Here is a 15,185-nt window from a genome sequence, read left to right on the forward strand (position 1 = left end):
CTTATCATTAATTTGTTATTACATCTTTAACAGATGTCTCATCATCCTTAACATCTACAATCGAGCCAAAGTCCTTATCTGTTATATTTCTAAAATCAGCTAATGACTTATCATTTTCATACTTGCGCATTAAATCTTTTAATTCCTCTTTAAGACCTGCTACAATATTTGAATATTCTAGGTCTTCAATAACATTCTTCAACTGCTCGGGATCTTTCTCTAAATCATACAATTCCCAAACATCAATGTTGTAATAGAAATGAGCCAAAGTGTATTTTTGAGTTCTTATTCCGTAATGCGGTTGTACATGATGCCAATATGGAAATTCATAATAATGATAATACATACCTTTTTGCCAATCTGAAGGCGCTTGACCATCCAAAATAGATTTAAAACTCTTTCCATGCATTTTCTGCTTAGTGGATATATTAGCTAAATCTAAAAAAGTAGGTGCAAAATCAATATTGGTAATAATATCTTCATTTACGGTTCCCGCTTTTACCAATTTTGGATATTTTACCATAAATGGCATTCTAAGGGATTCTTCGTAAATAAAACGCTTGTCAAAAAAGCCATGATCACCAAGATAAAACCCTTGATCTGATGTTAAAACAATAATGGTATTATCTGTTAATCCGTTCTCATCTAGATAATCTAACACCCTACCAACGTTATCGTCAACAGACTTTACGCAAGCCAAATAATCTTTAATATATGTTTGATATCGCCATTTGCGTCCTTCTTCTGCTGTCATTCCTTCTGGCTGCACAATTTCACCTCTTTTGGCTCCATAAAAAGCCCATTGGATTTTTTCTTTGCCTTTTAAATTTGCAGGCTCTTCATATTTCATATCTCTACGAGAGAAATATTCCATGGTCATTTCTGTATCTCCTGCAGTCAATTCACGACCTTTATAGTCATCATTAAAGGTAGATGGATAAGGCATTTCAATGTCCTCCCATAGTTTTTCGTATTTAGTATCGGGCTGCCATGGCCTGTGAGGTGCTTTATATTGTAACACCATTAAGAAGGGGTTCTCTTTATCACGCTCTGCCTCTAACCAGTTTATTGCAAAATCAGTACTTAAGTTAGTGGCGTATCCTTCTTCTTTTACATCTTTACCATTTTCATTGAAGGTTGGATTCCAATAATGACCTTGTTGTCCAGCAGAATTATGGTATTTAAACACATCAAATCCTTTAGGTTCTGTTCCTAAGTGCCATTTTCCAAATAAACTGGTTTGATATCCATTTTTTTGAAACTCTTGTGGAAACGTCCATTGGGAATCATCAAATTTACCGCCACTTTCATTTTTATAATAACCATTTCTATTACTATAATTACCTGTTAATATGGCAGCTCGTGAAGGACCACAAATAGCATTGGTACATAATACATCCTGAAATAGCATCCCCTCTTTGGCAATCTTATCAATATTTGGTGTAGGTGCAATATCTTTATAAATACCTCCATAAGCACTAATGGCCTGTGTAGTTAAATCATCAGCCATAATATAGATGATATTAGGTCTTTGATTTGCAACAGTATTTGTAGTATTTAAAGCTTGTTTTTTATTCGCTTCCTTACAAGATAAGGCAAGTAATGCCAAGGCAAAACTGTATTTTAGTATTTTAAACATATTAATTGTTTTTATCTAAAACTAGTTTTTCGTTAACCGAAATAGTAGTCTTTTTAAGTGCCCTATCTGCTGAAGAATTTCCAGTCATAATGGTGAAATCCCCTGGCTCAACTACAAAGTTGAAGTCTGCATCATACATAGCTAAACTTTCTGCATCAATGGAAATTGTAACCGTTTGGGTTTCTCCGGCTTTTACGAGCACACGTTTATATCCTTTTAATTCTTTTACGGGTCTAGTATAAGAACTTATATTGTCTCTAATGTAGAGTTGAACGACCTCTTCACCATCTACATTACTTTCATTACTCACTTCTATAGTTACACTAATTTCATCTTCCAATCCGGAAAAAATTGTTTTAGAAACTTTTGGTTCACTCAACTGAAATTTTGAATAACTCAAACCAAAACCAAATGGATGTAATGGTACTTTCTTTTCGGTATTGTACTTATGAATGAAAGCGGTAGGTTTATGATTATAAATCATTTGTAGTTGCCCTACGCTTCTTGGTAATGTTAAAGGTAATTTACCAGAAGGATTTACTTGACCAAATAAAATTTCGGCAGTTGCTTGACCCGCAAATGCACCACTTTCCCAAGTGTTTAAAACTGCCGACGCACGTTGCTCTAACCAAGGTTCCGCAATTGGGCTTCCGCTAACATAAACTACAATTACTGGCTTTCCTATAGCGAACATCTTATCAGCCAACTTCATTTGATTACCAGATAATTTCAAGGTAGCTCTATCTATATTTTCTCCTGTAGTCTTGCGTTTCCAGTCATGACGAAAAGAATTTTCACCTAAAACCAAAACAACAATATCTGAATGACTAGCAAGGTATGCTGCTTTGTTGATATTCTCTTCAGTGATTTCTTTAGATCGATCACCAGAATCGTAGTAATTTATTCTGTATCCATTGGTTTCACCAATAGATTTGATGCCTTCAACCATAGTAACAATGTTTTCCTCTGGTTGCGGTGACACCCAATCACCAAGAGTTGTTTGGTTATTGGCATTTGGACCTGTTATGAAGATGGTTTTTTCGTTACCTTTTGCAGATAATGGTAAATAGTTATTCTTGTTCTTTTGCAAAACTATTGACCTTCTTGCTTGCTCTAAAGCATTTTTTTTATGAGCCTCTGAAAAATTAACGGCTTTAGCTTTTTCTAAATCAACAAATGGATTTTCAAATAGACCCAATTTGAATTTAGCTTCTAGTATTTTACTACATGCATAATTCACGCGTGACACATCTACTTTTCCTTCGTTAACCAATTCTATTAAATGGGTATCGAAAACTGGACCATGCATATTCATATCCATTCCTGCATTTACCGAAAATTCAATTGATTGTTTAAAGTCTTCTGCCACATGATGCCATAGAGCTATTCTAGATATATCGTTCCAATCACTCACATAAAACCCATCAAATCCCCAACGATCTCTCATTAAATCATTCATCATAAATTTATCCATATGCCCAGGCATACCTGCCACTTCATTATGAGCTGCCATGATTGAATATAAATCAGCTTCCTGAACTGCTCTTCTATAAGGAGGAAGAAACACCTCAAATAAGGTACGTTTAGACACATCAGTTGGGGATGCATTTAAACCATTTACTGACTGGCTACCCGCAATTAAATGTTTTGCACATGCTATAACATGGTCTTCGCCTAAAAAATCATCAGACTGCATTCCTTTAATTGTAGCTACGCCCATATTACCAACTAAATAAGGATCTTCTCCAAAGGTCTCACCGGTCCGACCCCAGCGAGGGTCCCTTAGCACATCAATGTTTGGAGTGAAGGACCAATGCATACCATTGGCTCTCATTTCTAAAGCCGTTTGCCTACTGCTTTCTTCTATTAAATCATCCGCAAATGTTGCCGCTTGACTTATAGGTGAAGGATAAATAGTCGATCCACTAACCAATCCATTTCCATGAATAGCATCTATTCCAATTAATAATGGGATTTTTAAACGAGATTTTTGAGCCAATTCCTGTAATGCATTAGCTTCTTCTGGTGTTACCACATGTAGAAATGAACCTATCTTTCCTTCGGCAGCTAATTTAGCCACATCTTTACTTAACATTCCTGGATAGAAACCTAATGCGTCGTTCTTCTCTAAATCGGCGGCTGTTATATTGTTCTCTGCATGTTTCATATGTTCTAAACCAACATACTGACACATTTGATAGACCTTTTCTTCTAATGTCATTCGTGTCATTAAATCATCTACCCTATCATTTACAGAAGCTGAAGCATTTAAATATACCGCGACATCTGTTTCTGTAACCACCTCTTTATTTTCCTTACATGAAAGAACTATTGTAAGAATTAGTAATGAATATAAAATACACCTCATGTTATTCACTCTATTATTCAGTTATTAAATTATTAGTGGAAACTTCAGAAAGAGGAATAGGTATGGTCATTTCTGTTTCTATATTTTCAAAAATAAAGTCTCTATTGCCATCTGATTTATAGAATACAACCCCAGCATTATGGTGGTCTATCTGCTCTTGAAAACGACCTAACCCACGTCGTCTCAAATCAAACCATTCATGCCCTTCACCGTTTAACTCATACTCTCTTTCTTTCATAATGCGCTCTCTGAAGGTGTCTTTATCAGGCACGTTAGAAGCATCCCAATTAGCAGGCTGCAACGTTGCTCCTGAACTTGTATTACGTGCTCTGGCTAAAACCTGATTAACATAACCATAAGCCGACCCCGGTCCATTCAGCTCATTTTCTACTTCGGCTCTTAACAATAAAATATCTGCGTATCTTAATACAATATGGTTTTTGATAGTTGTTACCCCATCATAACCGGTATCCTTATATTTGTTAAGTTGTGGATAAGCATTATTCCCTTTATTTAACCTAGGAAATAAATTGAAATTTTTTCCATTATCTGTTCTAACAATTAAGTTGAACATATAAGTTTCATTTATGCGAGGATCCGCTACATTTTCATCCAATTGTACCATATCAGATGCTTTTCCGGCCGATATAAAATCAACACCTGTATAATCTATCCCTGAGTATTGAATAATATGATCACTTAACATTTCTTTATTAGGCCTTATTCTCCCAAAAGTATTAGCTCCTATTGGTACGATAGAACTGTTTTTTAGAACCACATCTCTTATTACATCATTTGTTCTTACAGCTCCCGTTCTACCGTATTGCAATTCAAAAATAGACTCTGAAGTATTTCTACTTTCTTCTGTCCATAAGTCAGCAAACGTATTAGTTAAACTATAACCTCCGTTATTAATAACAAAATCCAATTCTGTTTTGGCCGCTTCCCAAAAATCAGTTATAGTGGTAACCGTAATTTCAGATTCTGTAACAGCATTAAACCCTGATGGTTGAACTGTAGCATCATTTTCTCCTGCCAATGTTATATATACTTTTGCCAAAAGGGCATTGGCTGCAAATTTCAAAGGTCTACCATCAATATACTCACCTCTATCTGGAAGTATTTGAGCTGCTTCCTTAAGATCCTGTATAATTTGATTATATAAAAGTTCTCTAGAACTTTTAGCAATATGCAAATCATCTTTTGTAGCAGGTTGAGTCCTTAAAGGCACTTCTCCAAACATTCTAACCAAATCAAAATAAACTACAGCACGTAAAAAGTGCGCTTGTCCTAGTGTACTTTCTTCATTACTTAGCCCACTACCCTCTGTATTCTTAATTACTACATTTATTTGATTAATGGTTTGGTACATACCAAGCCATAATTTGTCTAAATTGATATTGGTGTTTGTTATATCTAATTTATTAGCATCAAGATTAGCCCCTTGCTTAGACTGATATTTACCTGAATGAGGCCATAATAGTAGACGCATTCTTGATCCGTAATAGTCATAACCTTGTAAATTGATATAAATACCGTTTACTGCAGTTTCTAAACCTTCTTCTGAAGAAAATACTTGAACTTCCGAAAATTGATTTTTGGGTATATCTACTTCTAAAACATCACTGCAACTTATTGAACCGAAACTAATGACAGTGAATAACCCTATAATTTTATATATGTTTTTCATTTTTGTTTTTTTTAAAATGTGACGTTAACACTAAAAGTAAATGTGCGTTGATTAGGAAATGTTCCCCAGTCTATTCCCATACGGGTAGGGTCATAAGCAAAGCTATCAACCTCTGGATCAAAACCTGTATAATCTGTTAAAAGCCATAAATTTTGACCTGTTAAGGATAATTTCATACTATCAATAAAATCTATTTGATCTACTGGCACATTGTATCCAAGAGTAACGTTACTTAACCTCAAAAAACTTCCATCTTCTACCGCTCTATCGTTAAATTCTCTTGTGTAATCTGTACCAATACCTCCAACACCTACACTGGGATATGCCCCATTTGGATTATTTACGGCGTCAAACGCATCTAAATAAGCAGCTGTACGAACATTTCGAGTGGTATTATTTGCATAAGCTGTTTCTAATAAGTTTCCATTGGCTATGTCATTACCATAAACTCCATTAAAAAGTGCACTTATTGAGAAATTCTTATACTCAAAAGAGGTTCCAAAACCGAAAGAAAAATCTGGATTAGGATTCCCTATAATTGTTTTATCTGCATCTGTAATATCACCATCACCATTTTGGTCAACAAATAAAACATCACCCACGCGCATATCTGTACCTTTATACTTTAAGGGATCTCCTGTTTCAGTATTGTTTAATTGTTCATCCGTTCTTATAATGCCATCAGTTTCTAGACCAAAGAATAATCCGGCCTCTCTTCCTACTATAAAAATATTTGCTGGCTGTTTAAAATAAAGACCTCCGGCTATTTGGGTTCCTAAATAACCCACCACTTCTCCTATATTTCCAAACTGATTACTAGGGTCTATGCCTCCTAAATCTGTTATTTCATTTTTATTAATAGAAACATTCCCAAAAACATTCCAATTTACTTTGTCGTTACTTATAATATCTCCGCTTAAAGAAATCTCAATCCCCCTATTTTCAATATCCCCTTGATTTGCTATTAATGTTGCAAATCCGGTACTTGGCGGAATACTTACATTAAGCAGTAAATCTGAACTTGATTTATGATAGGCTTCTACTGTTCCTCTAAACCTATTATCAAAAAAGCCAAAGTCTAAACCGGCATTATATTGGCTTGATGTTTCCCATATTAAATCTGGATTGCTTAAAAATTGTGGAACCACTGGAATTAAATTACCACCCGTGGCGTCCGATAGAAGCGCTTCGGTTTTATCAAAAATACTTAAATACCTATAAGCTGGTATATTTTGATTTCCAACTTCTCCATATCCTAATCTTATTTTTAAATCTGATATGGTTTTACTATCCTTCAAAAAAGCTTCTTCATTAACCTTCCATGCAAAAGAAGCCGCAGGGAAATACCCCCATTGATTACCACTTGGAAAATTACTACTACCATCTGCTCTTAAGGTTCCGGTAAACAAATATTTATTAGCAAGTGTATAATTTAACCTTCCAATAAATGACAGAATTGTTCCATCTTCACTACCTAAAACCAAAGGTGTAAAGGCCCCTCCAAAAGAAATACCATCTGCTCGTAATGATTTATCTGCAAAGTCTGAGGCTGAATAACGAGATGTTTCAATGGATCTCTTATCTAACAGAACCCCAACAGTACCATTAATTCTATGATTTCTATTAAATCGTTTTCTAAACATAAGTGTATTATCCAAATTGTATCTAAATCTACTCAATGAAGATACGCCTGCCAATCCATTTGGGTCATTACCTTTTCTTAAACCAACTCCATACCAAAAACTTCTGTCTTTTTTTCTATAATCTGCACCCAAACGAATTCTATAAGTGAAGACATCCGACAATTTATAATCTAAATTTAAAGAACCCAGCAACCGAATTTCCTCTGCATTATCGTCAAAATCCGTAGCCCATGCCCTTGGGCCGTCCAAGTTTTCATCTGGATCATCTAAGTCACTATTTTCTGAAAAGTTTAAAATTGGCGCTGCCAAAATGACTTGTCTCACCATACTATTATTGGCCCCACCATTTTCATCGGGTCCTTTTGAAGCGTTCAATTCAGTGTAAGTAGCCGCAATTTTGGCTGATATTTTAACTTTATCTGATAAATTTTGATTTAGCTTTAAGTTAAAATCCGTTGATTTGGCCAATGCATTTGGAAATGTGCCTTGGTTACTTATAAAACCTCCGGAAAAATAATAATCTCCTTCTTCACCACCACCTGAAATGGACAGTCTAGACCTTTTAACTAAAGAATTACGGTAGGTATCGTCGGCCCAATTAATACCTTCTATTTGCTCTGGCTCTGAGGCCGTGGTAAAAATGTTACCATCTGGGTTTATGGTATACGGAATTTCCTGTCCTAAAACTTCACGCATTTCATTTTGGTATCTAGCATAGCTTTGGGTATCTAAAACATCAATATTTCTAACAACACTTCCCGTGCTCAAAGAGGTAATCAAATTATATTTTGCCTTACCAACTTTACCCTTTTTGGTAGTAATAATAATCACTCCATTAGCAGCTCTTGACCCATAAATTGCAGTTGCCGAGGCATCTTTCAAAACTTCAATACTTTGTATATCGGCTGGATTTAAACCGGAAATACCCCCACCTTGTGGTGGTGTATATCCCGAAATAGGGTTTTGTACATCTTCTGTTGCTGAATCCATAATAATCCCATCAATAACATAAAGGGGTTCTGAATTTCCGGAAAGACTACTTAAACCTCTAATTTTCACAGAAACCGAACCTCCTGGCTCTGGGCTATTGGCACTCACTTGAACCCCTGCAGAACGACCTCTAAGCACGTCCTCAACGCCTCTTGATTGTTCCACAATGTCTTCTGTGGGTTTAATTGAAACCACCGAACCCGTAAGGTCTTTTTTATTCACGGATCCATACCCAATCACAACAACTTCATCCAAGCTTTCTTGATCGTTTTCAAGTACGATGGCTATATTTGTTTGAGAGGTTATAAGGACTTCTTGGGTAACATAACCCAAATAACTTATAACCAATGTGATTGGCACGGTATTTAAATCAATAGCAAAATTACCGTCAAAATCTGAAACCGCTCCTGTATTTGTTCCCTTAATTAAAATGGAGGCCCCTGGAAGCGGTAGCGCATTGTTGTCTTTAATAGTTCCCTTAACTGTCTGTTGTGCCAATACGGTAAATGGCAGAATAAAAATAATCAGACAAAAATATTTTCTCATATTTAGATTAATTTAGTTTGAACGAAATTATGTTTTTAGATTTTTTAAGATGCCCTAAAAGTCATCACAAAAGGTTTAATAATTGTCAATCTCAGTAATAACAAGGGCTAAAACAAGCTACAGCGAACGTTTTTAATAGAGAAAAGCCTCAGGTAATTAGTTGTTTTTTTGCAGACTTTCCAAAAACCCACTTGGAGTCATACCATAAAATTTCTTAAAAGAGGTACTAAAATATTTGGGGTTGGAAAACCCGGAACTATAGGCAATTTCTTTAATACTAAATTCCCCTTTAATCAAAAGGTTCTTTGCGTGCTTTAATTTGGCATGAATAATAAAATCTTGGGGGGAAAGATCTACAAGTGTTTTAAGCTTCATGTACAATGAGGTTCTGCTCATACCAACACTTTTTGACAGATCATGTACGGAAAAGGAGTTATTGTCAAGATTGTTTAAAATGGTATTTTCAAGATCCTCTATAAAGGTTTTATCATGCTTATTTCTATATAAAGAGGCACTATCCAATTCATTTTCATGAATGTATATTTTTCTTAATTTTTGTTGCCATTTAAGGGTATTTGCAATTTTTGCCAATAAAAGCTTAATGTTTACTGGCTTTTCAAGATATTCTGAAATACCACTTTCTATACTATCCAGCTTTTGTTTAGAGCTCTGTAAAACGGTGAGCATAAACACAGGAATATGGTTTAAGTTTATATCCTCCTTTAGCGCCCTTGCCATCTGCATACCATCCATTTCGGGCATGATCAAATCTGTTAGGATAATATCCGGAAAAATTTGATGTGCAATTTCAAGGCCTTCTACCCCATTTTCTGCTTCATAAACCTGAAAATAGACTCCTAAGGTATTTACCAGTATGGCTCGTAATTCATTATTATCTTCAACTACCAAAATTTTACTATCGCTAAATTCCTCGAGTTCCAATTGATTATCGGTTTCATTGGCTTGCTGGCTAATAAGCATATTCTTTGAAATTAGGTGTTGCCTATATTCTGTTTTTTTATCTTTTAATATAATGGTAAAAGTAGTTCCCTTGTTTTCCTCACTAACAAAATGAATATCACCTCCGGTTCTTTCAATTAGCTTTTTAACCATTATCAAACCCAATCCGGTTCCAGGTCTCTGACTGTTAATAGCGTTTCTTGCTCTGTAATACCGTTTCAGTATAAACTTTTGCTGATCCTTAGGTATGCCCAAGCCATCATCTTTAAAATCGACTCGTAAATCCCCATTTTTAGTTTTTTTAAGATCGATTACAATACTTCCATTTTCCTGAGAGTATTTAATGGCATTGGAAAATAGGTTCAGTATAATCTTATCCAGTAGGTCTACATCAAAATGAAATAAGGAATTGTTCCAATTATTATTAAAAACAATTTCAATATTCCTCTCTTTTGTTAGCGGCTCAAAATTGTTGATTTTTTTCTGAAAATGACTTCCTAATTCTATTTCAGAAATATGCTGAACAACATCATCTTGAGAAGTAACCTTGTGAAAATTAAGCATTTGCTCAAACAATGAATTAATCCTTTTTACTGTGGTTTTAATTCTTTTTTTAGAATCTGGGTTGGCCTCTTTATCTTCGGTAATACCATCCAGTGATGACAATAATATGGTTAAGGGCGTCTTAATCTCATGGGTGATATTATTTAAGAAGTCAATTTGTTCATCGGCATGCTTCTTTTTAATAATTGCACTCGTAAAATGAATGATCAAATAAATCATGATAAGGGTCGCCAAAAAGTAAAGGGCATATGCTTTTTTAGTAGCCCACCAAGGCGCTAAAACACTTATTTTTATTTTACGCTCATCACCAAAATCGCCATATTTATTAGATGCCTTAACCCTAAATATATAATCACCTGATTTTAAATTGGTAAATGTTACAAAACTTGTATAACTGGGCGTAGACCATTCCTCATTATAGCCATCCAATTTCCAGGTATATTTAATTTTTGAAGCGGAACTGTGAAGCACTCCGGTGTATCTTATTTCAACCGAATTTTCATTACTTTTTAAAACAATGTCCTTGGTTTCATTGATATGCTTTTCCAGAGGTTGCTCTCCCGGCTCAATAGCTTTATTAAATAATTTAAATTCATTAAAGGCGATTATGGGTTTATCATCATGTCCTTTTATTTGGTTAGGGTTAAAAACAGTCACACCATCCGGCCCACCGAAAGCGAATAAATTATTATTAAGCTTGGCATAACTTCCGTAGTTATACTCTGTACTTGCCAGTCCATCTCTTTTATCAAATACATTTATAACTGTATCTTTCTTACTCAACTTAATATTAGCCAATCCTTTTGTTGTGCTTATCCAAATATTGTTGTCATTCTCACCCAATACACTTTGAACGATATCAGAAGGAATACCGGAACTTACTCTTAGTTTACTGATTTTATTAGTTTCAGCATTGTAAAAAATCAGGCCTTCACCATTAGTTGCCAAAATCAAGTTCCCTTCGGAGGTTTCAAAAACCGCATTAAGGGTAGAATAGGCCAAAGTTGTTTTATTTGGTTTTAAGTTTTCTACAAGCTCAAATGCTTTGGTGGCATCATCAATTCTATAAAAACCGCGTCTCCCCGTAATAAAAATATCACCAGATTTTGATTCTGAAATCGATTTAACATCCCGTATGGGATAGGAGTCCACTTTATTATTTGGCCTTATTACTTTCAGGTCACTTTGAATACCACCCACCCATAAATTTTCCTTGGAGTCTTTATGAATGGCATAAACCTTTTGAAGTATATTCTTTTCTGGATACACCTCATTATAATGGGTTATTTTAAGGCTATTAATATCTATTTTAAACAGGCCATTATTATAGGTACCCGCCCATATAAAATCGTCATCTTGCTCCAAGGCCAATACAATGTCTTTGGTTCCATTTTTATTTTTTGAGAGATTCTCAAAATGCTTCCATTTGGTATAATGTTTATCGCAAATACTTATACCTGATTTAGTTCCAAACCATAGGTTTCCATTTTTATCTTTTGCTATTGCCCTGGTAAAGTTTACGGCAAGACTATTGCTTTCATTTATTTCATGCTGTATTTTTTGAAAGGGCAAATGATTGGAATCGAAATAGTTCACACCACCTCCGTAGGTGGCCACCCAAAGAATGTTCTCTTTACCGAGTTCAAGATCATAGATCCCATTACTTGAAATAGATTTCTGATTATTGGAATCTTCTTTAAAATGATTAATGATCGAAAAATCATTTTGGGCATAATACAGTCCATCCCCATCTGTGGCAATGTAATAGTGCCCCTCTTTATCTAATACGATGTCGTTAATAGGGATTGACAATGCGCGCTCAAAACTAACCAATTGAAGGTTTTTAAACTTATAGGAGGTTCTAAAAATATCGCCAGTTTTTGTACCAATAAGCGCAAAATCATCAAAAAAATTGATAGAACTTATATTTCTTTTATTTTGGGGCAGTTTAACTTTTCTAAGCTTGTCTATGGACATATCATAAACAAACAACCCCTTTTTAGCTCCAAGAATTAAGTTACCTTCAAAAATATTAATAGCCTGTATGGATTGATTGGTAACCAACCTGGATAGTGTGCGGTCCGGATTATCAACATTATATTTCCAAAGGCCATTGAATCCTCCAATCCAAATATTGCCTTCTGAATCCTCAAAAATAGCTTCGACCAGGGTGGGATTAATCTCTGCTTTATCTCCAACCAATTCAAACCTGTCCAGTGCTTCATTATATAGACATACCCCCTTTTCCAAACCAATCCAAATACGCTGTTTGGAATCTATAAATACTTCAGTAACCCTATTACTAACAGATTCGGGTAGTCCATTATACGTATTATATATTTGATAAAATTTAGAGTTATGCTTTAAAACCCCCTCTTCGGATCCAATCCAAATATTACCAATGCTGTCTTGCTTTATAGCATAGGTAATACTTTGAGTAGCCACATTTTCACCTACTAGCTTTTCAAATTCTATTTGACTTTGAGAATAGGCAAATGGGGGAAATAATAAGATGATAAAAAAGGTACTAAATATAGATCTCATATAAGGCAATCATTATTGTAAAAAGAATCATCAATTTAATAAAGTTACCATTATTTTAGAAAAGAATATCGGGAGTGACGGTTATAAAACCAATTTTGATGGTTATTATACTATTTAATAATGCCTTATCATAAACTGAAACTTGAGATTCCTATATTCGAGTTATATGAAATGTATCAACAAAACCTAAAACAACATTTAAAAATCCCCATAATTTGGTTATACAACTTATATATTCTTAAATTGCAGCTAAATTAATTTAATTCTAAAGGTTAAAACTGCATACGTTTTTGCATACGATTTTATAAAATTATAGGCTGTGATCCCAGTAAATGTGTTGTAAAAGTACAGCACAGTGAGTTCATAACCCGGAGGTCTCGAGTTCAAATCTCGATCTCGCTACAAAGAAAAAACGGTTTAGATAAATCTAAACCGTTTTTTTATACCATAAACATTAGAGCATTTAATCCACTAGCTTCCAAGAACGTACCCAATCATAAAGTGTTGTTCTATCTTCTTTAGAACCGGTCATTCCGCCATCAGCTGGGACAGGATTCCAATTATATGTTTCAACAACCATTCTTAAATGCATGGGGATGCTAAAATCTGCTTCTGGTTTCACTTTAGATTGAAACTTGCCATCTAAAAAGAATAATACCTCATTTTTATTTTTCCACCATACACCATAAACATGGTAGTCATCAGAAGCTAATTCATTTAATGGTGCTTTGGCTCCTATTGACCCTGAAGGAATATCACAACCTTCTTTTATACCACGACTATGTGTATTTGAATTCATATGATTTAGCATTTTTTTTATAAACTCCTGATCACCTGTCATCTGTCCTACACATTCTTGAATATCCAATTCTGTAGTTCTCTTATCACAACCCGTTGTTTCATTTCTGTCATTAATTAACCAAAAGGTAGACGACATAAAGGTTTTATTGGCTTTCATCCTACATTCATAATAACCGTAGGTCATACCTTTCCATGAGCCTACATAACCGCCCCCATGCGTAAAGGTTTTACCTTGTTTCACAACTGGTTTTGGTAATTTGGTGGAGGTTACTTGCAAGTTGCCATCACCCACTTTAATATTGTCCGCCAAAAATAAACCCGGTGCTCTACCTATCCAACCTTGACCCGAAATCTGCCATTTTCCTTCGTCTACTTTTTTCCCGTTAAATTCATCGGACATTTTTTTTATCTTCTTCCAAGTTGCTCCCTCTGGTTTTGGATCTTGGCCTTTAGTAAAATACGGTGCATCCTGTCCGAATGAAACGCTGACCATTAAAATCAATGTTAAAATTGAAAGTTGTTTTAATATTTTCATTGTACTAGTTTATGTTGTTTATTAAAGTTAATTGATTGACCAAATTTTAAAATTATCAAAGTGTATTTCTCCTCCCGTAATAGTTGGCCCAAACTTATTCAAATTGGGATGTGCTATACCATCAGATTTAATCTGAACAATGGTATGGCCAATTTTACACTCTAAAACATCACCAATTTTAGTAATAACAACGTGATACCATTTACCATCCTCAAATTTAAATTTAGCATTGTCCATTTTCGATTTTAAAAACGATTTAATATCATCCGCCTTCTCAGGATGCTTTAGGCGCCGATTTCTAATATTAAGATCCATACTCCCCGTTTTATCATCTTGAACCCTAAAATCGTTACGTGAAAACGCAACTCTTGAAATATGGCCGGCCCAAACCGTTTTACAAAGGCTGTCATCCATAACAATATTCAACCGTTTACCGCTTTTAAATTTTAAATCGAACTCAATTACAACATCCGAAAATGCAAAATGTGCCCGAGCAACAGATCCATGTCCTGCACCTTCCAGTTCTTTCCCAACCAATACGCCGTCTTTAATTTGAAAGGCACCGCTAAACTTTTCTTTTACGGTCCATTTAGAAACCATTTCCTCTCTTTCAAAATCATCAAAAAAAATCAATGCACCTTTTTCTACATTAAGAGGTTTAATAGGTGATTGTCCATAACAAAGACCAATCATGAAAAAAACACAAATAAAATTTAGTTTTGAAAACATAAACATATTTTGTTTGTCGGCAATTGAATTGCGATTACTAGTAGCCAAATTTAGGCCTTAGTCAAAACAAACAATGCGACATATGTTTTTCTTGAAAGAAGAAATGTATTTTTTATTAAAAGACCGTCTCAAGATTTGGTAGATTTAGGTTAAATGTTAAAATTCTTGGGACATTC

Annotated in this window: 7 protein-coding genes; all 7 read right to left on the reverse strand. The window is 34.7% G+C overall.

Annotated elements, in window-relative coordinates; genetic code table 11:
• Positions 1-7: 7 nt before the first annotated feature.
• The gene (locus FUA22_RS13370; RefSeq protein WP_147769104.1) at positions 8-1,639 is read right to left on the reverse strand and encodes a sulfatase family protein; all 1,632 of its coding nucleotides are present in this window, start codon (positions 1,637-1,639) and stop codon (positions 8-10) included.
• A 1-nt stretch (position 1,640) separates the two neighbouring features.
• Complete coding sequence (locus FUA22_RS13375) at positions 1,641-4,007, reverse strand: glycoside hydrolase family 3 N-terminal domain-containing protein (protein WP_147769105.1); 2,367 nt, start codon at positions 4,005-4,007, stop codon at positions 1,641-1,643.
• Between the two features lie 13 nt (positions 4,008-4,020).
• Positions 4,021-5,697: a RagB/SusD family nutrient uptake outer membrane protein gene (locus tag FUA22_RS13380; RefSeq protein WP_147769106.1), complete on the reverse strand. Its 1,677-nt coding sequence runs from the start codon at positions 5,695-5,697 to the stop codon at positions 4,021-4,023.
• 11 nt (positions 5,698-5,708) lie between these two features.
• Positions 5,709-8,876 carry a SusC/RagA family TonB-linked outer membrane protein gene (locus FUA22_RS13385; protein WP_147769107.1) on the reverse strand — a complete coding sequence of 1,056 codons (3,168 nt, stop codon included), beginning with the start codon at positions 8,874-8,876 and terminating at the stop codon, positions 5,709-5,711.
• A 156-nt stretch (positions 8,877-9,032) separates the two neighbouring features.
• A complete protein-coding gene (locus FUA22_RS13390) occupies positions 9,033-12,944 on the reverse strand; it encodes a two-component regulator propeller domain-containing protein (RefSeq protein WP_147769108.1) in 3,912 nt (1,303 codons plus the stop codon).
• A 463-nt stretch (positions 12,945-13,407) separates the two neighbouring features.
• Positions 13,408-14,280: a family 16 glycosylhydrolase gene (locus tag FUA22_RS13395; protein ID WP_147769109.1), complete on the reverse strand. Its 873-nt coding sequence runs from the start codon at positions 14,278-14,280 to the stop codon at positions 13,408-13,410.
• Positions 14,281-14,307: 27 nt separating this feature from the next.
• The gene (locus FUA22_RS13400) at positions 14,308-15,009 is read right to left on the reverse strand and encodes a hypothetical protein (RefSeq protein WP_147769110.1); all 702 of its coding nucleotides are present in this window, start codon (positions 15,007-15,009) and stop codon (positions 14,308-14,310) included.
• Between the last annotated feature and the right edge of the window lie 176 nt (positions 15,010-15,185).

Origin of the sequence: Seonamhaeicola maritimus (assembly GCF_008056315.1) — a bacterium.
Lineage (GTDB): Bacteria > Bacteroidota > Bacteroidia > Flavobacteriales > Flavobacteriaceae > Seonamhaeicola > Seonamhaeicola maritimus.